This window comes from Limnohabitans lacus, assembly GCF_030053395.1.
Taxonomy (GTDB): domain Bacteria; phylum Pseudomonadota; class Gammaproteobacteria; order Burkholderiales; family Burkholderiaceae_C; genus Limnohabitans_A; species Limnohabitans_A lacus.
On record NZ_JASGBH010000004.1, the window covers coordinates 111,540 to 133,436 of the forward strand.

21 protein-coding genes are annotated in these 21,897 nt (G+C 59.2%); 1 reads left to right on the plus strand and 20 read right to left on the minus strand.

The window, feature by feature from the left end:
- From hflK to QLQ16_RS07165, 14 genes are all read right to left on the minus strand, one after another.
- Entirely contained in the window at positions 1–1,371 is a 1,371-nt protein-coding gene (hflK, locus tag QLQ16_RS07100; RefSeq protein ID WP_431310392.1) for an FtsH protease activity modulator HflK, read from the minus strand.
- 56 nt (positions 1,372–1,427) lie between these two features.
- Positions 1,428–2,615, minus strand: a complete 1,188-nt coding sequence (gene hflX / locus QLQ16_RS07105; protein WP_283224000.1) for a GTPase HflX — start codon at positions 2,613–2,615, stop codon at positions 1,428–1,430.
- A gap of 41 nt (positions 2,616–2,656) precedes the next feature.
- Complete coding sequence (gene hfq, locus QLQ16_RS07110) at positions 2,657–2,902, minus strand: RNA chaperone Hfq (RefSeq protein ID WP_431310393.1); 246 nt, start codon at positions 2,900–2,902, stop codon at positions 2,657–2,659.
- An 89-nt stretch (positions 2,903–2,991) separates the two neighbouring features.
- Entirely contained in the window at positions 2,992–4,332 is a 1,341-nt protein-coding gene (der, locus tag QLQ16_RS07115; protein ID WP_283224001.1) for a ribosome biogenesis GTPase Der, read from the minus strand.
- A gap of 19 nt (positions 4,333–4,351) precedes the next feature.
- Positions 4,352–5,473 carry an outer membrane protein assembly factor BamB gene (gene bamB / locus QLQ16_RS07120; protein ID WP_283224002.1) on the minus strand — a complete coding sequence of 374 codons (1,122 nt, stop codon included), beginning with the start codon at positions 5,471–5,473 and terminating at the stop codon, positions 4,352–4,354.
- An 8-nt stretch (positions 5,474–5,481) separates the two neighbouring features.
- Positions 5,482–6,147 carry a YfgM family protein gene (locus QLQ16_RS07125; protein WP_283224003.1) on the minus strand — a complete coding sequence of 222 codons (666 nt, stop codon included), beginning with the start codon at positions 6,145–6,147 and terminating at the stop codon, positions 5,482–5,484.
- A gap of 3 nt (positions 6,148–6,150) precedes the next feature.
- Positions 6,151–7,500 carry a histidine--tRNA ligase gene (gene hisS / locus QLQ16_RS07130; RefSeq protein WP_283224004.1) on the minus strand — a complete coding sequence of 450 codons (1,350 nt, stop codon included), beginning with the start codon at positions 7,498–7,500 and terminating at the stop codon, positions 6,151–6,153.
- Positions 7,497–8,762, minus strand: coding sequence for a flavodoxin-dependent (E)-4-hydroxy-3-methylbut-2-enyl-diphosphate synthase (ispG, locus tag QLQ16_RS07135; protein ID WP_283224005.1), 1,266 nt, complete (start codon positions 8,760–8,762; stop codon positions 7,497–7,499). Before ispG ends, hisS begins: the two co-directional genes overlap by 4 nt.
- Positions 8,759–9,679, minus strand: coding sequence for a helix-turn-helix domain-containing protein (locus QLQ16_RS07140; protein ID WP_283224006.1), 921 nt, complete (start codon positions 9,677–9,679; stop codon positions 8,759–8,761). Before QLQ16_RS07140 ends, ispG begins: the two co-directional genes overlap by 4 nt.
- Before the next feature lie 7 nt (positions 9,680–9,686).
- Positions 9,687–10,823: a dual-specificity RNA methyltransferase RlmN gene (gene rlmN / locus QLQ16_RS07145; RefSeq protein WP_283224007.1), complete on the minus strand. Its 1,137-nt coding sequence runs from the start codon at positions 10,821–10,823 to the stop codon at positions 9,687–9,689.
- Between the two features lie 32 nt (positions 10,824–10,855).
- On the minus strand, positions 10,856–11,281 hold the full coding sequence (ndk, locus tag QLQ16_RS07150; protein WP_283224008.1) for a nucleoside-diphosphate kinase: 426 nt from the start codon (positions 11,279–11,281) through the stop codon (positions 10,856–10,858).
- Between the two features lie 124 nt (positions 11,282–11,405).
- A complete protein-coding gene (locus tag QLQ16_RS07155; RefSeq protein WP_283224009.1) occupies positions 11,406–12,611 on the minus strand; it encodes a pseudouridine synthase in 1,206 nt (401 codons plus the stop codon).
- Positions 12,608–13,327, minus strand: coding sequence for an SMC-Scp complex subunit ScpB (scpB, locus tag QLQ16_RS07160; RefSeq protein ID WP_283224010.1), 720 nt, complete (start codon positions 13,325–13,327; stop codon positions 12,608–12,610). Before scpB ends, QLQ16_RS07155 begins: the two co-directional genes overlap by 4 nt.
- Positions 13,328–13,459: 132 nt before the next feature.
- Positions 13,460–14,419, minus strand: a complete 960-nt coding sequence (locus QLQ16_RS07165; protein ID WP_283224121.1) for an RluA family pseudouridine synthase — start codon at positions 14,417–14,419, stop codon at positions 13,460–13,462.
- Between the two features lie 98 nt (positions 14,420–14,517).
- On the opposite strand from QLQ16_RS07165, the gene QLQ16_RS07170 reads away from it, so the two are divergent.
- A complete protein-coding gene (locus QLQ16_RS07170; protein WP_283224011.1) occupies positions 14,518–15,324 on the plus strand; it encodes an outer membrane protein assembly factor BamD in 807 nt (268 codons plus the stop codon).
- Here the strand turns inward: QLQ16_RS07170 and yoaA are convergent.
- The 6 genes from yoaA to odhB all read right to left on the minus strand — a co-directional run bounded on the left by yoaA (position 15,290) and on the right by odhB (position 21,878).
- Positions 15,290–17,389 carry a DNA repair helicase YoaA gene (gene yoaA / locus QLQ16_RS07175; protein WP_488801401.1) on the minus strand — a complete coding sequence of 700 codons (2,100 nt, stop codon included), beginning with the start codon at positions 17,387–17,389 and terminating at the stop codon, positions 15,290–15,292. The two genes, QLQ16_RS07170 and yoaA, sit on opposite strands and share 35 nt — an antisense overlap.
- On the minus strand, positions 17,386–17,601 hold the full coding sequence (locus QLQ16_RS07180) for a DUF465 domain-containing protein (RefSeq protein ID WP_283224012.1): 216 nt from the start codon (positions 17,599–17,601) through the stop codon (positions 17,386–17,388). The genes yoaA and QLQ16_RS07180 overlap by 4 nt, the downstream gene beginning before the upstream one ends.
- Positions 17,601–17,933, minus strand: a complete 333-nt coding sequence (locus QLQ16_RS07185; protein ID WP_283224013.1) for a hypothetical protein — start codon at positions 17,931–17,933, stop codon at positions 17,601–17,603. The genes QLQ16_RS07180 and QLQ16_RS07185 overlap by 1 nt, the downstream gene beginning before the upstream one ends.
- The gene (zapE, locus tag QLQ16_RS07190) at positions 17,930–19,027 is read right to left on the minus strand and encodes a cell division protein ZapE (protein ID WP_283224014.1); all 1,098 of its coding nucleotides are present in this window, start codon (positions 19,025–19,027) and stop codon (positions 17,930–17,932) included. Before zapE ends, QLQ16_RS07185 begins: the two co-directional genes overlap by 4 nt.
- A 113-nt stretch (positions 19,028–19,140) precedes the next feature.
- A complete protein-coding gene (lpdA, locus tag QLQ16_RS07195) occupies positions 19,141–20,568 on the minus strand; it encodes a dihydrolipoyl dehydrogenase (RefSeq protein ID WP_283224015.1) in 1,428 nt (475 codons plus the stop codon).
- A gap of 59 nt (positions 20,569–20,627) precedes the next feature.
- Positions 20,628–21,878, minus strand: coding sequence for a 2-oxoglutarate dehydrogenase complex dihydrolipoyllysine-residue succinyltransferase (odhB, locus tag QLQ16_RS07200; RefSeq protein WP_283224016.1), 1,251 nt, complete (start codon positions 21,876–21,878; stop codon positions 20,628–20,630).
- Between the last annotated feature and the right edge of the window lie 19 nt (positions 21,879–21,897).

A 21,897-nucleotide genomic window follows, 5' to 3' on the forward strand; every position in this document is an offset into this window, starting at 1 on the left:
TTATCGTGGATCGCGGTCACGCGAGCGCAAAGCATCGCGGGAGCGGCTGTCTGCAGGGTTGGCGGCAGGTGCGGCTGGGCTTGCATTGCCCGAAGATTCGGCGGCAGGCACAGGCGATTGAGCGACTTGCTGCAAGATCTTGTCGAGTGGCAGATAAAGCATGTTCGAGCCCTGCTTGCTGTCCACCAGAACCTTGGTCACATTGGCGTAAATCTGCTGCATGGTGTCCGTGTACAGACGGTCACGCATGACTTGAGGGGCCTTTTGGTACTCAGGCAAGATCAACTTGAAACGCTGGGCATCGCCTTCGGCTTGGGCCACGATTTTTTCGCGGTAAGCATCGGCCTCTTCTTTCAAGCGCGACGCAGCGCCGACGGCGCGAGGAATCACGTCGTTGGCATAGGCTTGCGCTTCGTTTTTGGCGCGCTCGCGCTCTTGACCGGCTTTGAGCACATCGTCAAAAGCGGCTTGCACTTGCTCGGGTGGGCGCACGCCACCTTGCTGCAAGTTGATGCTGACCACCTCGATGCCGACCTTGTAGCGGTCAAGGATGGACTGCATTTTTTCGCGCACGCGTGGGGCAATCTGGTCGCGTTCTTCGGCCAGGGCCGAGTCCATCTTCATCTTGCCGACCACTTCACGCACCGCGGTTTCTGCCGACTGCACCACGGCTTCGGTCGGGTTGCGGCTCTCAAACAAATAAGCACGCGCATCGTTCAAGCGGTACTGCACGGCGAATTTGATCTCGACGATGTTTTCGTCTTCGGTCAGCATGGCCGATTCGCGCAGGCCGGTGGCCTTGATGACCGTGTCACGGCCAATGTCCACCGAGCGGATTTGTGAGACATAGACCAGCTCTTGACGCTGGAAGGGGTAAGGCATGCGCCAGTTGAAACCCGCGCCCACCGTGGAGTGGTATTTGCCAAACTGGGTGATGACCGCTTGCTGGCCTTCTTGCACGATGAAAAATCCGGTACCCAGCCAAACCAGGAGCGCTGCGGCGAGGATCACGCCCAAGCCGAGGTTTTTCAAAAAGCCGGGCATGGCAGGACCGCCCGAAGGTCCACCAGATCCACCTTGAGGGGATTGCCCACCGCCCTTGCCACCCAACATCTGGCCAAGCTTGCGGTTGAAATCGCGCCACAACTCGTCCAGGTCAGGCGGGCCGCTTTGCGGATTGCCACGACCTTGGGGCGCTTGCGGCCAGCCCTCGGGTTTGTTGCCGGGTGGCGTTTCGCCAGCAGGTTTGTTGCCCGTGTCGCCCGATGACTTGTCGTCATCGCGGCCCCAGCGGGGGTCATTCAGATTGAACATGCCGCGGATCTTTGCAGGGAGCAAGGACCATCGCAGGGCTGGCAGTTGAAAATTCATGGTGAGGTGTCTTGGTCAGAATGACGAAATGGCATTGTGCCGAATTCAGAAGGCGTTCAAGCCTCATCGGCCAGATATTCCCCGTTCAAATCACGGGGATCCTGGATTTCAGGCGCTGCGGGTGGCATGGCGGCTTTGACGATCTCAGACAAAGCGGTGCGCAAAATGTCCAGCCCTTTGCCCGATTGGGCGCTGACAAAAACGCGCGGCACCGGCTGGCCATCGAGCTCGTACGTGTCTTGCAGCTGCACAGGGTAGCGCTCGGCGTCCAGCGCATCGAGTTTGTTGAAGACCAGCAGTTGAGGCACCGAGTCAGCCCCAATTTCTGCCAGCACCTTTTGCACCTCGACCAACTGCTCCGGGAAATCGAGGTTGGCGGCGTCCACCACATGCAGCAACAAATCGGCTTCGGTCGCTTCTTGCAAAGTGGCTTGGAACGCCTCCACCAGACCGTGTGGCAGGTCACGGATGAAGCCCACCGTGTCGGACAAAGACACGGAGCGCCCCGCCTCGCCCAGGTACAACTGGCGCGTGGTGGTGTCCAAGGTCGCAAACAACTGATCGGCGGCATAAGCACGCGCTTTGACCAGCGCATTGAACAAGGTCGACTTGCCCGCGTTGGTGTAACCCACCAGTGAAATATTGAAAGTGTCGCGCCGCTCACGCTGGCGGCGCTGGGTGTTGCGCTGTTTCTTGACTTTGGTCAGGCGCTCTTTGGTGCGTTTGATGGCCTCACCAATCATGCGGCGGTCCAACTCGATCTGGGTTTCACCCGGGCCGCCACGCAAGCCAATGCCACCGGTCTGCCGCTCCAGGTGCGACCACCGTCGCACAAGCCGGGTGCTCAGGTATTGGAGTTTGGCCAGTTCAACTTGCAATTTGCCCTCGTGGCTGCGGGCGCGTTGGGCGAAAATTTCCAGGATCAGCAAGGTGCGGTCATTGACCGGCAAGCCCATGTGCCGCTCCAGGTTGCGCTGCTGAGCCGGGCTCAAAGCTTGGTCAAACAAGACCTCCTTGGCGCCGTGCATCAAGGCCAATTCTTTGATTTCATCGGCCTTGCCAATGCCCACGAACAGGGCTGGGTCAGGCGCTTTGCGCTTGCAAGTCAGGCGCGCCACGGGCTTGAGGCCACCAGATTCGGCCAAAAGGCCCAGCTCTTGAAGCTCCGCATCGAAATGCGGCAGCCCAAAGTCAACGCCGACCAATAAGGTCGGCGCTGGCGTCTTGGAGGAAGTGTCGTTCAATGTGAGAAAGCACCCTTGGCCCTTTCAGGCCAGGGGGCAGATCAAGCTGTGATTTCGCCTTCGCCGGGCGTGTTGAAGGTCACAGAACGACCGGGAACGATGGTGGAGATGGCGTGCTTGTAGACCATCTGGGTCACGGTGTTGCGCAACAAAACCACATATTGGTCAAACGATTCGATCTGACCTTGCAGCTTGATGCCGTTGACCAAATAAATCGAGACAGGCACGTGCTCGCGGCGCAGTGCGTTCAAGAAAGGGTCTTGCAGGAGTTGGCCTTTGTTGCTCACGATATTCTCCGTGTTCAGAAGTTTTGGAAGTTGTGACCTTACCACAGGCAGGTCGCGGGTCTTTTCAAGAAATCCCTATTTCCCGACGGTCAATGGGATTCTTTGTCGGCGTAGGGGTTGTTGGCGGTCTTCATCTCGATGCGCAACGGCGTACCCGACAAATTGAAAGCCTTGCGAAAGCGCCCTTCCAGAAACCGCTTGTAGGACTCGGTCACGTGTTCGAGCGAATTGCCGTGGATCACGATCACCGGTGGATTCATGCCACCTTGGTGCGCATAACGCATCTTGGGTCGGAACATGCCGCCACGCTGGGGGCTTTGGAACTGCACGGCCTCGAGCAACAAACGCGTCAAGATCGGGGTGCTCATCTTGCACATCGCCGATTTATGGGCTTGCACAATCGAATTCCACACTGGGCCCAAGCCTTGACGTTTTTTGGCCGAGATGAAATGGATGTTGGCAAAGCTCAGAAATGGCAAACGCGTTTCGATGGATCGCTGCACCAACTGGCGTTGGTACTCGTCGACAGCGTCCCATTTGTTAACGGCCAGCACCATGGCACGGCCACTCTCGAGCGCAAAACCGGCGATGTGGGCATCTTGGTCGGTGACGCCCTGCTCTGCGTCCAGCAAGAGCAAGACCACATTGGCCGATTCCACCGCTTGCAGCGTTTTGACAACTGAAAACTTCTCGATCGCCTCAAAGACCTTGCCTTTGCGGCGCAAGCCCGCGGTGTCAATCAATTCGAACTTTTGGCCGTCGCGCTCAAATGGCACGCTGATCGCGTCGCGGGTGGTGCCCGGCATGTCAAAGGCCACCAAGCGCTCTTCGCCCAACCAAGTGTTGATCAGGGTGGATTTGCCCACGTTGGGGCGTCCTGCCACCGCCAGTTTGACGATGCTGGTGTCTTCTTCGGATTCCTCGGGGTCTTCGGGCAAATGCAAAGGCTCCAGCGCCAGATCCACCAAGCCCCGAATGCCCTGCCCGTGCGCCGCCGAAATGGCCAGCACATCGCCCAAGCCCAGTTCATAAAACTCGGAGATCTGTATGCCTTGCAACATGCCCTCGGCCTTATTGGCCACCAGCAAGGTGGGCTTGCCCACCCGGCGCAGGTATTTGGCAATGTCATGGTCCTGTGCCGACAAGCCGCCACGGGCGTCGACCACAAAGATCACCACATCGGCTTCGGCCACCGCTTGCTGCGTTTGCTTGGCCATTTCCTTGTAAATGCCGCTGCCGGCATCGGGCTCGAAGCCGCCCGTATCGATCACGATGTACTCGTGCTTGCCTTGCTTGCCTTGACCGTAATGACGGTCACGGGTCAGACCCGCAAAATCGGCCACGATGGCGTCCCGGCTCTTGGTGAGACGGTTGAACAGCGTGGATTTGCCCACATTGGGGCGGCCCACCAGGGCCAAAACGGGTTTCACTTGAAAATATTCCGATCCATCATTGAGGGCGGTAACCGAACACGCCCCCGGTGCGTGTCACCACCACCAAAGTTTGATCCACCGCCACGGGGCGGCCGACGATGGCACTGCCATCTGTGGCCACACGCAGCAGCGGTTTGCCGTCTTGACGCGACAGAAAGTGCAGCAAGCCGTCACTGTCGCCCAGCACCACGGAGCGTCCCAGCACCAACGGCGCGCTCAAGCCGCGAAAACGCAAGCCTTCTTGTGACCAAGCGGTTTGGCCTCCTTGACGTTGCCAGGCGTGGACTTTGCTGTCCGACTCGGCACCAAAAATCAAGGATTCATCCCCAGCAAGACCGGTGTGGCCCTGGGAGGTTCTTGACCACAGATTGCTGCCGCGGGTGGCATCGACGCAAGCCACCGCCGACTGGAAAGCGCGTGCGCAAACGGTGTTGCCCAAACGGTCAGCTCCGGCCACCAAATCCACCAAACGCTCCACCTCGTTGGTGCCACGCGAGGTGGCCAAAAGGGTTTCCCAACGTGTTGCACCGTTCAGGGGGTTCAAGGCGGCCATGCGACCACCCCAGCCCACCAGCAAGTTGTCTCCAAACGGCATCAGCAAGCCGGCCTGGTTGAGCACAAGCGGCTCGCCAGTACGTTGCTGGGACCAGATTTTTTGACCTGAAGCCCCGTCCAAGGCGGTCACCGTGCGGTCTGCGCCGAGCACGAAAACCCGACCACCCGCCACCAAAGGCGGCGTCAAGGACAGGGCCGACAAGGCGTAACGCCAGACGACTTTGCCGCTCTCGATGGCCACCACTTCATTGCGCTGAGTGACCACGGCGTAGCGTTGACCGTCGCCACCGACACCAGCTTGGATGGTGTCGGTCAGTTGAAGACGCCAAATGTCTTTGCCCGTGAGACCATCAAGCAAGGCCACTTGGCCATTGTTGGAGGCCACGGCCACACGACCAGATTGCACCGATGCCAACAATGGTGATGTGACGGGGCCCACGGCATTGGTCCACACCTTTTGGATGGCCAACTCGCCAGAGACAGCAGGCAGCGGCGCCGGCTTGGGTTTATCTGGTGTGCCGGAGCATGCAGACACCAAGGCCAACAGCCCACTGACGAGCCCCACACGAACCCAAGTCTGCATCATGACATTCACTTTTTCGTCTCCACAGCGGCTTGCGGGTCAACCCCCAAAGCGTTGAGCTTGGCTTGGACCAAACGGCGGTAATCGGCTGCATCGGCCAACTTGTTCCAAGCCAACTGGTAGGCCACCACAGCCTCTGCCAACTGACCTTTGGCTTGCAAAACGTCACCGCGCAGATCAGCTGCTAAGCCACTCATGGCGGGCGTGAATTCAGAACCCAAGACTTTCAAAGCCTCGTCATAAGCCTTGGCATCCAAATGCAAACCAGCCAAACGCAGTCGGGCCACATCGCGGTATGCCGGATCAGCGGCCTTGTCAGCCACACCCGCCAAAGCCGCGCGGGCTGCATCGGTCTTGCCTTGAGACTGCAAACTCTTGGCCGCCAACAAAGCGGACTGTTGTGCAAATTGGGTGGAGCCGAACTTGTCTTGCATATCAGCCAAGCTGCGCTCTATGCGGCTGAGCTCACCAGAGGCCACTGCACGCTCGACTTCGTCGAACAAAGCCGAAGCCTTGACCGATTGGGTGCGCTGCCAGTACTGGTAGCCATTCCAGGCGGCATAACTGCCCAATACGGCAATCAAGAGCCAAGAAATAAGGTTACCCCAGGACTTCCAGAAGTGCTTGAGCTGGTCAAGTTGTTCTTGTTCTTCGAGGTCGAGTGCGTTGGACATGGTTCAGGTCTTGCTGTGCGCGGATGAAGGGGTCGATTGTAGGCTCTGGGCCCAATCGGCAATGTGTGACAAGGGCTCCGTGCGTTGGGCGCCTTCGCCATCGCGCAAGGATTTGACGGTCACCTGACCTTGAGCCAATTCATCGGCACCAAAAATCAAGGCAAAACGGGCGCCACTGCCATCGGCTTTCTTGAACTGGGACTTCATGCTGCCCATGCCCTCCGCCGAGCCCGCGTGCATCTGAGCGCTGATGCCTTGCGCGCGCAAGGTCTGCAAGACCTGCATGGCCAAGGGCACGGCAGTGGTGTCGGGAATGATGGCGTAAACATCCGGTACAGGAACTGAAACAAATTCGCCCTGCTCTTTGATGAGTTCGAGCACACGCTCGACCCCCAAGGCCCAGCCCACGGCTGGCGAGGGTTTGCCGCCGATTTGCTCGATCAAGTAGTCATAGCGGCCACCGCCACAAATCGTGCCTTGCGAGCCCAAGCTGGTGGTGATGAACTCAAAAACGGTCAGGTTGTAGTAATCCATGCCCCGCACCAAACGCGGGTTGATGCTGTAGGGCACGCCGTTGACGTCCAAAATGGCTTTGACCGCATTGAAGTGCGCCAAAGACGCTTCACCCAAAAAGTCCAGCAATCGAGGGGCTGCCTCGACCACCGGCTGCATGGCAGGGTTCTTGGTGTCAAGAATGCGCAGCGGATTGCTGTGCAAACGGCGCTTGGCCTCCTCATCGAGCACATCGCTGTGCTTTTCAAGGTGGGCAATCAAAGCGGCACGGTGGGCCTGTCGTTCGGCAGGTTGACCCAAGCTGTTGAGTTCCAGGCGAACGTCTTTCAGACCGAGTTGCTTCCACAAGTTGGCCGCCAACAAAATCAGCTCAGCATCCACCTCCGGGCCACCAAAGCCCAGCACCTCGGCGCCGATTTGGTGGAATTGACGATAACGACCGCGCTGTGGGCGCTCATGTCGGAACATGGGGCCCATGTAATACAGGCGCTTGCCGCCTTCGTAGAGCAGGTTGCGCTCTACCACCGAACGCACCAAACCGGCGGTGCCTTCTGGGCGCAAGGTCAGTTGCTCACCGTTGAGGCGGTCTTCGAAGGAATACATTTCCTTTTCAACGATGTCGGTCACCTCGCCCAAGCCCCGCACAAACAAGGCGGTCGGCTCCACGATGGGCAAACGGACATTGCGGTAAGCGTATCGGGCCATCAAATCGCGCACTTGGCCTTCCAGCCACTCCCAGCGCGCCGAGTCTGGCGGCAGGATGTCGTTCATGCCTTTGACGCCCGTCAGTTTCTGGGCCTTGCTCAATTTGGGGGCGTTTTCTTTCGCAGCGTCGCTCATTTTTTCTCGGCAGATCCTGAACCAAAACGGTTCTCAATGTAGTTTTCAACCAGCACCTGGAACTCTTGGGCGATGCCTTCACCGCGCAGGGTCAGGCGCTTTTCACCGTCGATGAACACAGGTGCGGCTGGGGCTTCACCGGTGCCGGGCAAACTGATGCCGATGTCAGCGTGTTTGCTTTCACCGGGGCCATTGACGATGCAACCCATGACGGCCACCTTGAGGTTCTCAACCCCTGGGTAGCGGCCACGCCAAACGGGCATCTGGGCACGCAGGAAATCGTCGATTTGCTTGGCCAATTCTTGAAAGGTGCTGCTGGTGGTGCGGCCGCAACCGGGGCAAGCGGTGACGCTGGGCACAAAAATGCGCACGCCCAGCGACTGCAATATTTCGGAAGCAATGACCACCTCTTGGGTGCGGGCCTCGCCAGGTTGGGGCGTCAACGAAACGCGGATGGTGTCGCCAATGCCTTCTTGCAACAAGATGGACAAAGCGGTGGCCGAAGCCACTGTGCCCTTGGTACCCATGCCGGCCTCGGTCAGGCCCAAATGCAAGGCGTAATCGCAACGACGGCCCAACTCACGGTAAACCGAGATCAAATCCTGAACACCCGAAACTTTGCACGACAAGGCAATCTGAGATCCGTCCAAGCCCATGGCTTCGGCCCGCTGTGCCGATGAAATGGCCGAGGTGATCAAAGCCTCGTACATGACCTGTCGGCCCTCCCAGGGCTGGGTGCGTTGGCTGTTTTGGTCCATCAGCTCAGCCAAAAGTTCTTGATCCAAACTGCCCCAGTTCACACCGATGCGAACGGGCTTGTTCCAGCGCATGGCCGCTTCGATCATTTGACCGAATTGCACATCGCGTTTGTCGCCTTTGCCCACGTTGCCGGGGTTGATGCGGTACTTGGACAGCGCCTCAGCGCATGCCGGGTAGTCGGTCAACAAGCGGTGCCCGTTGTAGTGAAAGTCACCAATCAACGGCACATCAATGCCCATCTTGTCGAGCTGATCGCGAATCAGCGGAACCGCTTCGGCTGCTTCTGGCGTGTTCACCGTGATGCGCACCATCTCGGAGCCCGCCAAAGCCAACTCTTTGACTTGGATGGCGGTACCGATCACGTCCACCGTGTCGGTGTTGGTCATCGACTGCACACGGACTGGGGCGCCGCCACCGACAGTGACGACCCGAGAGCCCCACACTACCCGGGACTGACGGCTGATGCGACTGGCAGGCGCCGCGATGGCGATGGGATTGTTCATTCTTTCACCTCGAAACGGGCTACGGTCACTTTGGTGTGGGGGGCCAAATCAAAAGGCTTGCCTTTGAACGTCACATCCACCTCTCGAGCACGGCCAACGACCACATGCATGGGTAAAGGGTATTGCACCTCAGAAGTTTGACCAGCCTGAAGGACGCGACTCCAAAGAACCTGGTTGTTTCCGTCACGAATTTCAATCCAGCTTTCCTGGCGTGCGTGAAATACAAAAGCACCAACCGATGCCGAAGTCGCAGCCACTTTCGCAATGGGCGCCATCTGGACAGGAAAAGAAGCATTGGCTTGAGGATCAGCCGGGGCTTGAACGGGTGCAGCGACAGACCCGCTTTCTGCGGGTGCACCCTGCGGTGTTTCACTCGGACCATCCGATACCACAGACGTCATGGGCACCGATGGAGTATCTGGCATTGGTGACTTGGGCGAAGGGTTCAAGAGGCCCCAAGTAGAGGGTGATGGCAGCCAAATCAAGGCGGCAATCAAAGCCACCATGACGGCAGAAAACACAAGGGTTTGAAACGGAATCTTTCGCACAATGCCCGATAACTCCGGCTTGAGATGGTTGCTGGAGCTCAGGGGCGGCAAGGACGTACGCTGCACGGGCATGCGATCAGGCGTAGGGGGCAACATAGCCAAAACAGGCGCGGGGTCCATGTTCAATTGGCGACAGACACTGGATGTCAGTGCACGCACAAATGCAGGACCTTGAGACATGTCAAATCGATCCGACTCTAGCGCTTCGAGTTGACGCGTCGACACTTTCAAGTTGACCGAGAGAACCGCAATGTGCATGCCTTTGTTGAGCCGCGCAGTTCTGATCATTTGCCCAGCCGTCAATGGCACTGAAGAATCCGTGTGCGATCGGTCAGATTCCATCAAATCGGGCGTGTCGGGGTTGATCATGGATGGATCAGAGTGGTTTATCGGAATGGACAGGCACCAAAGTAATGGTGCGTTGCTGTGCAATGCGAGTTTGCACCTGTGTGCGGTCCTTCACATCGCCAGCCAGTTGACCACAAGCGGCGTCAATATCATCACCACGGGTCTTGCGCACGGTGGTCACCAAACCTGCATCTTGCAGCAGTTTGGCAAAAGCCTGCACCTTGGCATGGGGCGATCGCAGCAAACCCGAGGCTGGGAAAGGGTTGAAAGGGATCAAATTGAACTTACAGCGCAAACCCTGCCGCGCGTGGCGCTGCACCAGAGCGATCAATTGTTGGGCGTGCTCGACTTGATCGTTGACGCCGTCCAACATGCAGTATTCAAAGGTGATGAAATCCCTTGGCGCGTGAGCCAAGTAGGCGATGCACGACTGCATCAGCTCATCCAAGGGGTATTTGCGGTTGAGTGGCACCAGGTTGTCGCGCAAGGCATCGTTGGGTGCATGCAGCGACACCGCCAAAGCCACAGGGCAATCGGCCGACAAGCGCTCGATCATGGGCACCACACCCGAAGTGGACACCGTCACACGTCGGCGCGACAGGCCATAGCCATGGTCGTCGAGCATGGTGCGCAAAGCAGGCACCAAAGCCGAGTAGTTTTGCAACGGCTCACCCATGCCCATCATCACCACATTGGAGATGACGCGTTCATCGGTTTTCAAGTGCTTGCGCAGGAAGTGCTCGGCAAACCACAACTGCGCCAGGATTTCGCCTGTGGTCAGGTTGCGGCTGAAGCCTTGATGGCCCGTGGAGCAAAACCGGCAGCCCACAGCACATCCGGCTTGACTGGACACACACAAGGTGCCCCGATCGTCCTCAGGAATGAACACCGACTCAATGGCATTGCCATCGCCGACGTCGAACAGCCACTTGATGGTGCCGTCTTGGGAAATGTGTTGACTGATCACGGGCAGCGCGGACACGTGCGCATGAGATTGGAGCTTTTGGCGCAAAGACTTGGCCAAATCGCTCATCTGATCGAAATCAGAGGCGCCCCGCTGGTGGATCCAGCGGAACAATTGGGTCGCCCGAAAACGCTTTTCGCCCAAACCGTCACAAAAAACGGCCAAACCTTCCAGGTCAAATTCGAGAAGGTTGGCCGTCATGGGGTCAGGGTCGCGCTGGGGCCGCGACGCGATCAGCGTGCGTAAACGTTCATGCCGGGGAAGAAGAAAGCAACTTCCACAGCAGCGGTTTCAGGAGCATCAGAGCCGTGCACAGCATTGGCATCGATGCTGTCAGCGAAGTCAGCGCGAATGGTGCCAGGAGCGGCTTTCTTAGGATCGGTGGCGCCCATCAGGTCGCGGTTCTTGGCAATGGCGTTCTCGCCTTGCAAGGCTTGGATCATGACGGGGCCGGAGATCATGAAGTCCACCAGGTCCTTGAAGAAAGGACGCTCTTTGTGCACAGCGTAGAACTGTTCGGCTTCGCCGCGCGACAGGTGTGCCATCTTGGCAGCGACCACTTTCAGGCCAGCAGCTTCAAAACGAGCGTAGATCTGACCGATGACGTTCTTAGCGACGGCGTCGGGCTTGATGATGGAGAGTGTGCGTTCGATGGCCATGGTAATTTCCTCTGACAGAGTGTTTTTAAAGCATTTTTGCCAATTGGCAAAGCCCACTATTCTAACCGGTGCAGACCCGTAATTACCCTTGTTTGCGTACAAGGGCCCACGGATTGGCTGGTATTCAGCGGCTTCTGCCGCCGCCACCTCGACCGCCGCGGCCAGGACCGCCCGGTGTCTTCTTGAGTCGGTTGAAACTCTCGGCACCAATGTAGCCCGCAGAGGTTTTCATCGGGTCGGGCTGGGGCCCTGCCCCACTGACCTGCGCTTTGATGGGCGGTTTGGCGCGCGGCACGGCCGTACCAGCCTTGCCGCCACCGCCCGTGCGGGGCCTGCGGTCGTTGCGGTTGGCGCGAGAAACTGGCCGTTCTGTGACTGGACGTGGGCGCTCAGAAGTGCCCGCAGCCCGCATCAATGATCGGATATCGGCTTCGTCCAATTCGAGCCAAGCCCCACGGCGCAAACCATGCGGCAGCACCATGGCGCCATAACGGATGCGGATCAAACGGCTGACGGCATGGCCCACGGCTTCCATCATGCGGCGCACTTCGCGGTTACGGCCTTCCGAAATGGTCACGCGATACCAACAATTGGAGCCTTCGCCGCCGCCGTCTTCGATCGAGCCAAACTGGGCTGGACCATCGTCGAGCATCACGCCATCGATCAGCTTTTGCTTTTCGTCCTTGCTCAAAGCGCCCAACACGCGAACGGCGTATTCACGTTCCAGACCGAAACGGGGGTGCATCAACTGGTTGGCCAACTCACCGGAGCTGGTGAACAAAAGCAGGCCTTCGGTGTTCAGGTCCAAACGACCGACGGACTGCCATTTGCCATTCATCAGGCGCGGCAATTTGCGGAACACCGAGGGGCGGTTTTGGGGGTCGTCGTGGCTGACGATCTCGCCAGCAGGCTTGTGGTAGGCGATCACACGCGCTGGCGGTGGATCGATGCGGATGCGCAAGGGCTTGCCATTGACTTTGATCTGGTCGCCATATTGAACACGCTGGCCCACGTGCGCAGGCTCGTTGTTCACAGCCACGCGGCCTTCGGCGATCAGTTTTTCCATCTCCAGGCGCGAGCCCAGACCCGCTTGGGCCAACACCTTGTGCAGCTTGGGCGAATCGGCCTCAGGGGCCAGCACGCGTTTGCCCAAATCGGCTGCGGCCTCGGGCGCCTCCTCTTCCTCGTCAAACTGGCCTGACACCACATCCGACAGCTCAATCGGTTTGTAGGTCGACTCACGGTCGAAAATGGCGCGGGGCTTTCGGCTGGCGATGCGCTTGGCAGCTGGCTTGGACGATCGCTCGTCGTCTTGGGTGTGATCGGTCATGGATTTTCTTCGCCGTGCGAGGGTTGGGGAGTAGACGTGTCAGGCACGGCGGGAGGCAGCGCGGCTTCCAGCGCCAAAGATTCTTGCGGGTCGGACGAAAGTGACGGGAAAGCCTGAGGCACCGACTGAACGGCATCCTCCAAAGACAAAACAGCTTGCTCGGGCATCTCCTCGACCAGCCCCGTCAAAGCAGCCGCGGGACTGTCGACTTGAGACAACAAGGGCAACTGGTCCAAAGACGAAAGCCCCAGATCGTCCAAAAACTGGCGCGTGGTGGCATACAGGCCAGGACGGCCGACCGTCTCACGGTGACCGATGACTTCCACCCAGCCGCGGTCTTCCAGCTGCTTGAGGATTTGCGAATTGATGGTCACGCCACGGATGTCTTCCATGTCGCCACGGGTCACAGGCTGGCGGTAGGCGATGATGGCCAAAGTTTCGAGCGCTGCACGGGTGTACTTGGGCGGCTTCTCGGGGTGCAAACGATCCAAAAATTCGCGCATCTCGGGGCGGCTTTGAAAGCGCCAACCACTGGCCACGCAGACCAGTTCCAGTCCGCGTTGAGCCCAATCGAGTTGAAGATCTTGCAGCATTTGCCGCAGGGTATCGGCCCCGAGTGCATCGTCAAAAAGAACGCGCATGTCGCGCAATGACAAAGGCTGGCCTGCTGTGAGCAGGGCCGTTTCCAGGACACGCTTGGCTTGCGCCGAATTCATGGTGTCGATCTTTCGGAAAAAAGACGCCTCACGGCGTCGGGGTACAGACATGGTGGCAAGGACCACCCCGATCTGAAGAGCCGCGTCCTGCCGACGGGCCCCATGAGACGACAAGAAGGTCAGTTTGACCGGTCAATCGCCCCGCGAGGGGGCATTGTAACTGAGGCCCAATTCAGACACCGCCTGCGCCATGTCTTCGGGCAAGGGGATACGCAGGTCAATCGCCTCTGCGGTGATGGGGTGCTCAAAGGCCAAATGCCACGCGTGCAGCGCCTGCCTGGCCATACCGCCCAATTTGACCCCACCGTAAACCGCATCGGCCAACAATGGATGACCCAAATGGGCCATGTGAACCCGGATTTGATGGGTCCGCCCAGTGTGCAAGGTGCACTGCACCAGACACACGCGGTCGGTTTGGTCCAGCACGTCGATGGTGGTTGCGGCCGTTTTGCCAGACTGGTGGCTCAGATCGACCACGGCCATGCGCAGCCGGTTGGCCGGGTCGCGTCCAATCGCCGCTTCAATGGTGTGGGGCGATGGGCCCGTCCAGGCCTTGTGGGCCAAGGCCAAATACTGCCGATGCACTTCACGGGCGGCAATTTTGTGCACCAGCGCATCCATGGCCTGACGCGTTCTGGCCACCACCATCAAGCCGCTGGTGTCCTTGTCCAAGCGGTGAACAATGCCTGCACGGGGCACATCGGCCGCCATCGGGTCCAAGGCCAACAAACCATTGAGCAAGGTGCCTTGCCAATTGCCAGGAGCCGGATGCACCACCAGGCCGGCCGGTTTATGGATGACCCGAAGATGCGCGTCCTCATAAACCACCTCGATGGGCATGGCCTCGGGCACAAAGGCGCGGGACTGGGGCGTGGCCCGCAGTGTGACCTGAACCGCATGGCCCAGACGCACTTTGGTGGAGGGCTTGGTGGTCACACGCCCATCAACCAGCACATCGCCTTGCTCGATCAATTGCTGCAGGTAATTGCGCGAGAACTCGGGCACCAGTTGGGCCAAGGCGCGGTCCAACCGTTGGCCATGCAAAGTCACTGGCACTTGGCTCAGGCGCACTTCCTCTTCGGCGGTGTCCATGTCATGCAAAACATCGTCTTGCGCAAGGGCTTGCGCCGCCTGATTTTCGGGGGTGGTCGATATAATCAATTCGATTGAACAGTTCAAGGACGTCAGAGATGCAAAGCAACCGATTATCGATGGTTCCCGCCAGCTTGGTGTTGGCAACGGGCCTGATCGTGGCTGGCTGCTCCAACACCCCCAAAGACGTCACCGCAGGCTGGAGCCCCGAAAAAATTTATGCCGAAGCGCGCGAAAGCGCCGACTCGGGCGCTTGGGACAAAGCCATCGGCATGTTCGACAAGCTCGAAGGCCGCGCCGCCGGCACCGTGCTGGCGCAGCAAGCCCAAATAGACAAGGCCTATGCCCAGTACAAAACCGGCGACAAGGTTCAGGCCGTAGCCACCTTGGACCGCTTCATCCGCTTGCACCCTTCCAGCCCTGCGGTCGACTATGCGATCTACCTCAAGGGCTTGGTCAACTTCAATGAAAACCTCGGCCTGTTCTCGTCGATCATCGATCAGGATTTGTCCGAGCGCGATCAAAAAGCGGCCAAGGACGCCTACGAAGCCTTTCGAGAACTGACGATCCGCTTTCCGGAATCCAAGTACACCCCCGAAGCTCGCCAGCGCATGACCTACATCGTCAACTCGCTGGCTTCCTACGAAGTGCATGTGGCCCGTTACTACGCCAGCCGCGGCGCGCATGTAGCAGCCATCAACCGCGCCCAGCAAGCAATCTCCGATTACCCTGGCGTGCCTGCCAACGAAGAAGCGCTGTCCATCCTCATCAGCTCTTACGACGCCATGGGCATGACGGACCTGCGCCAAGATGCGCAACGCGTGTTGGCGACCAATTACCCCCAATCGAAATTCTTGAAAGGCGAAAGCCTCAAGAATTCGAAAAGCTGGTGGCGCTTTTGGTGAGATCGACCACGGCGTCCATGAACGCCTGGTGATCGTTCAATCGACGCATGGGCGGCAAGCCCCTGACCAAACGGCGTCCGTAGGACATGCTGCTCAGGCGGCTGTCACACACCACCAAAATTCCATGGTCTGATTCCGATCGAATCAAGCGCCCCGCCCCTTGCTTCAAGGTCACCGCCGCTTCTGGCAAGGCGTGATCGGCAAAAGCACTGCCGCCTTCTCGGGTGATGCGCTGGCTGCGCGCCTCAAACAAGGGATCGCCCGGTGGCGGAAACGGCAGCTTGTCGATCACGACCAGTTGCAATGCCTCACCCGGCACGTCAAAGCCTTCCCAAAACGAGGCCGAAGCCACCAGCACGCAGCCTGCACGCCCTTCGCTGGCACCTTCCCTGAAGCGCTCCATGAGCAAGCGCTTGGGGCTTTGCCCCTGCACCAACACTTCAACTTGCGCAAAAGCATCCATCTGGGTTTGCAGATACTCCCCAATGCTGCGCATGGCATTCAAGGTCGTGGTCAAGACCAAGGTTCTGCCCCCCAAGCTGCGCACGGCTTCGACGGCCAACTGCGCCACATGGCGCACATGCGAAGGGTCGTTGGGTTTGGGGAAATGCTCAGGCACATACAGCGCGGCCTGGGCTTCGTAATCAAATGGACTGCTCACCTGCATCACGCGGGCAGTGGTCAGGCCACAAGGCTCGGTGAACCAACGCAAACTGGCCTCATCACCCAAAGTGGCCGACGTGAAGATCCAGGCTTTTTGCCCCACGCCTTCACCGGCCTCAGAGCCTGAGGCCTCAGCCGCATCGCCAGCGCCCAAGGGTTCAAAGCCACCATCCCGATCGATTGCATCCGGCAAGGAAACGGTAGGCATTTGTGTCAATTTCAAAAAAGCCTGCGCAATGTCCAGCGGCGACTCCACCAAGCGCAGCTGGGCGCTGACTTCAAGCCAGCGCACCCCTTCCGGGTTGGGCAGGTCCTGAAACTGGGCTGCTCGCTGCAGCAATTCGCGCGTGCGGTCACCCAAGCGCTGAAAATCGGGGGCCAATTCACTGACCATGTCGAGACCATCGCGCAGCGCATCCAGCGCCTGCGTCAGCATCCGCATGGCCTGCGACCATTCATCGGGGTCCACCCCTTCGGGCAAGCTGTCGGTCCAGCGCAGGCGGACCGAGCCCCGGTGCATGCCAGCGGCCAAGCGCAGATCGCGCGAGGCCTTTTCGAGCTGGCTGCTGAGCACCTGCCAGTCCACCAAACCCCGGGCCAATTGCAAACCGGTGGCCAGCACATCGCGAGCCAATTCCAGCAACTGCACGGTGGACAGTTGCTGGCCCAAGAAGTTCACACCGATCTCGTTGAGCTGATGGGCTTCATCGAAAACGGTGACACGCACCGTGGGCAACAATTCGGCCACGCCCGATTCGCGCACGGCGACATCGGCAAAGAACAAATGGTGGTTGATCACCACCACATCGGCCGCCATGGCCTCTTTGCGGGCCAAGTTCACGTGGCACGCTTTGTAGCGCGGGCAGCTCGAGCCCAGGCAGTTGTCGCGGGTGGACGTCACCAAGGGCCACAGAGTTGAACGCTCGTCCAGGCCCGGCAGCTCGGCCATGTCGCCGGTGCGGGTCGATTGGGCCCAGGTTTCGATCTTGGCCAAGGCCCGCTGAGCACCGGGCTGCGCCGATTCGGGGCTGTGGCGCGCCTGCTCCATGCGGTGCAAGCACAGGTAATTCGACCGGCCCTTGAGCAAGGCCACGCGTATGGGCAAACCCAACACATCCACCAGCCTGGGAATGTCTCGCGAAAACAGTTGGTCTTGCAAGGCCTTGGTGGCGGTCGAGATCAAAGCGCGTTGGCCACTGAGCAGCACCGGCACCAAATACGCAAAGGTTTTGCCCACACCCGTACCCGCCTCGACCACCAGCTGACCACCCTCTTGCACAGTGTCGCTCACCGCCAAAGCCATGTCGGTCTGCCCCTCACGCGGTTGAAAACCAGGAATCGCCAGCGCCAAGGCGCCCTGCGAGGACAAGGTCTGCGCCACCTTTTGCGTGAGCCAACTCAAGCAGGCTCCTTGGGGTCCAACATGACCTGCAGTTGAGCGATCTGATCGCGCAAAGCCAAGCGGCGCTTTTTCAAACGGCGCAAGCGCAATTCGTCCAGCGGCTGCGCCGCCAGTGCGGCTTGATCGATCAAGGCGTCCAGGTCCGCGTGTTCCATTTGCCACTCGATCAACTGGCGTTGGGGGGAGTGCAAGTCACGGGAAGAGTCAAGCATCATGGCTTCTCAGCACCTTCGACTTGTTTGTTTTTCAAACGCTCATCGCGCTGTTCGGTGCGCCACTGGCGCTCTTGCGCATTGAGGGCCAGTTCTGCCTGACGGATCGGCTCGATGTCGGCACGGCGAATCCGCCGGGCCGCGATGATGCAGTTGTTCACCATGAACTTTTGCCAGCACTCGCGCGTGCGCTCTTCAAAAGCGTCCAAGATGATTTGCTTTTGCGAAGCCAATTCAGCGCGTGCCTGGTCGATCTTGGCCGGCACGTCGTCCGGGGTTTGAGCGCCGGCGCAAGCTGCCCAGCACAAGAGCAGAGCCATCGGCTTTTTCATGTGATGTGCGTATCGACAGTGCGGTGCTCCAGCGCCAAAAACTCGCTGGACTGCATCTCGTGCAAACGCGAAATCGTGCGCGGGAACTCGTGCGACATGGGGCCTTGCAGGTAAAGCGCTTCGGGTTCGACGGCAGCTGAAAGGATCAATTTGACGCGGCGGTCATAGAGCACATCGATCAGCCAGGTGAAGCGCCGTGCCTCGGAGGCCATGCTCACGGGCAGCTGCGGCACATTGCTCAGCAGCACCGTGTGAAACTGCGTGGCGATCTCCAGGTAATCGTTTTGCGAACGTGGTCCACCACAGATGGCCATGAAATCAAACCAAACCACATCACCCGAGCGACGGCGTGACTGGATCTTGCGCGATTCGATGTGCAGCACCGGGTCTTCGTCGGGCCCTGTGGCCAGGCGGTTGAAGGCGTCCTGCATTTCAACGTCGGCCTGCTCGCCCAACGGGCAGTGGTAAAGCTTGACCATCTCCAGTGTGCGGCGGCGGTAGTCGGTGCCGTTGTCCACGTTGAGCACGTTCATGCGTTGGTTGAGCAAGGCAATCGCGGGCAAGATGCGATCACGGTGCAAACCGTTGGGATACAAGCCATCGGGCATGAAGTTGGACGTGGTCACAAAACCCACGCCGTTGTCAAACAGGGCCACCAAGAGCCGGTGCAAGATCATCGCATCGGTGATGTCCGCCACATGGAATTCGTCAAAGCAAATCAAGCGGTAACGCTTGGCCATCTTTTTGCCGAGCACATCCAAGGGGTTCACGGTGCCTTGCATGGCCGTCATTTCACGGTGCACTTCGCGCATGAACTCGTGAAAGTGCAAACGGGTTTTGCGCTGGATGGGCACCGCTTCGTAAAAGCAATCCATCAAGAAACTCTTGCCGCGCCCCACCCCGCCAAACATGTAAACCCCTTTGGGGATTTCAGGCCGGTTGATCAGCTTTTTCAGGGCATTGGAACGCTTGGCGCGGTAGGCTGCCCAGTCGTTGGCGCATTGCTCCAGCGCATCGATGGCACGCAACTGGGCCGGGTCGCTCTGAAAGCCGCGTTTGCGGAGTTCTTCTTCGTAAACAGCACGAACAGACATGGGTGAATCGATCTTCGACGTCAAAAACGAAACCCGGGGCCAGCCCGGGTTTTTGGGATGCAAGAACTTTAACCCAACTCGCTGCCGACCGCAGTCGGCAGCAGGTCATGGGCTTAGAAGTTCAGGGTGCGCTTGTCCACCGCCAAAGCGGCTTCCTTGGTCGCTTCGCTCAGGCTGGGGTGAGCGTGGCAAATGCGGGCGATGTCTTCGGCGCTGGCGCGGAATTCCATGGCCACCACGGCTTCAGAGATCAACTCGGACACCTGTGGGCCCACCATGTGCACACCCAAGATTTCGTCGGTCGTGGCATCGGCCAAGAACTTCACCATGCCGGTGGTGTCGCCCAAAGCGCGCGCACGGCCGTTCGCGAGGAACGGGAATGTGCCAGCTTTGTACGCCACGCCGTCGGCCTTGAGCTGCTGCTCTGTGCGGCCCACCCAAGCGATTTCGGGGCTGGTGTAGATGACCCAAGGGATGGTGTTGAAGTTGACGTGACCATGTTGGCCGGCGATACGCTCGGCCACGGCAACGCCCTCTTCTTCGGCTTTGTGCGCGAGCATGGGGCCACGCACCACGTCACCCACCGCCCACACGCCGGGCAGGTTGGTTTTGCAGTCGCCGTCCACCACAATGGCGCCGCGCTCGTCGAGTTGCAAGCCGATGGCTTCGGCGTTCAGGCCGATGGTGTTGGGCACGCGGCCAATCGACACGATCAGCTTGTCAGCGTCGAGCACAATGGCTTCGCCTTTGGCGTTGGTGTAGTTGACGGTGACGCCCTTCTTGCCGTTGACAATCTCGCCAACTTTCACGCCGAGTTCGATCTTGAGGCCTTGCTTGTCAAAAGCCTTCTTGGCTTCTTTGGCGATTTGTTCGTCCACAGCGCCGAGGAATGTGGGCAGGCCTTCGAGGATGGTCACGTCAGCGCCCAGACGTCGCCACACAGAACCCATCTCCAAACCGATCACGCCTGAGCCGATCAAGGCCAGCTTCTTGGGCACAGCGCCTACGCGCAATGCGCCGTCGTTGGACAACACATTGACTTCGTCAAACGGTGTGCCAGGCAAAGCACGGGCGTTAGAGCCTGTGGCGATGATGACTTGCTTGGCCGTGATGGCCTCTTCGGTTTTGCCAGCCACGTGGATGGTGTAGCCGCCTTCGGCTTGGCCAGCAAAGCTGCCGCGACCGTGGAAGAAAGTGACCTTGTTTTTCTTGAACAGGTACAAGATGCCATCGTTGTTTTGCTTCACAACGTTGTCCTTGCGGGCAATCATCTTGGCCACGTCCATCTTCACGTCTTTGGCTGTGATGCCATGTTCTGCAAAGTGGTGGTTGGCATGCTCAAAGTGTTCGCTGGACTGCAGCAAAGCCTTGGAGGGGATGCATCCCACGTTGGTGCAAGTGCCGCCAGGGGCTGGGCCACCGGCTGCGTTTTTCCATTCGTCGATGCAAGCGACTTGGAAACCGAGTTGTGCAGCGCGGATGGCTGCGATGTAGCCACCGGGGCCACCGCCGATGACGACGACGTCGAATTGTTTGCTCATGGTATTTGTCTTCTAGATGAAAAACGCCCCCGGTGAAGGGGGCATTCAAAACTGGGAAATCAGATGTCGAACAGCAAGCGGGCTGGATCTTCCAGCGCTTCCTTCATCGCCACCAAGCCCAAGACAGCTTCGCGGCCGTCAATGATGCGGTGGTCGTAAGACATCGCGAAGTAGTTCATGGGGCGAACCACGACTTGGCCGTTTTCCACCATGGCGCGGTCTTTGGTGGCGTGCACGCCCAAAATCGCGGATTGTGGTGGGTTGATGATGGGGGTGGACATCATCGAGCCGAAGGTGCCGCCGTTGGAGATGGAGAACGTGCCGCCGGTCATCTCTTCGATGCCCAGCTTGCCGTCACGGGCCTTCACGCCAAATTCTGCGATCTTCTTTTCGATGTCGGCAAAGCTCATTTGGTCGGCGTTGCGCAGGATAGGCACCACCAAACCGCGTGGCGAGCCCACAGCGATACCGATGTCGAAGTAACCGTGGTACACGATGTCGTTGCCATCCACCGAGGCGTTGAGCACCGGGAATTTCTTCAGGGCGTGGACAGCGGCCTTGACGAAGAAGCTCATGAAGCCCAGCTTGACGCCATGTTCCTTCTCGAAACGCTCTTGCATGCGCTTGCGCATGTCCATGACCGGGGCCATGTTGATTTCATTGAAGGTGGTCAAGATGGCGTTGGTCGATTGCGACTGCAACAGACGCTCGGCCACACGGGCGCGCAGACGGGTCATGGGCACGCGCTGCTCTGGGCGATCGCCCAGATTCACGGCAGGTGCTGCCACTTGGGCCAAGGTTTTGGTGGGCACGCCTGTGGGGATCACAGCGGCCGTAGACTTGACGCCACCGGCCACGGCGGACAAGACATCACCTTTGGTGACGCGGCCGTCTTTGCCGGAACCAGAGACCGAGCCAGCGGCCAGGTTGTTGTCGGCCATCAGCTTGGCCGCAGCCGGCATGGCCACACCGGCCATGTTGCCACCGGTGGCAGCAGCGGCCACAGGGGCTGCGGCTGGCGCCGAAGCAGGTGCAGCGGCGGCAGGGGCAGCAGCAGCGCCGGCCTTGCCTTCGGTGTCGATGCGAGCGATCAGCTGCTCAGCAGCCACGGTGCCACCATCGGCCACGATGATTTCGGAGATCACGCCAGCAGCAGGTGCGGGCACTTCGAGCACGACCTTGTCGGTCTCGATTTCGATCAGGATTTCATCAGCAGCGACGGCTTCGCCGACTTTCTTTTTCCACTGCAGCATGGTGGCTTCGGCCACGGACTCGGACAGCTGGGGGACTTTGACTTCTACGATAGCCATTTTTGAATTCTCTTTAAAA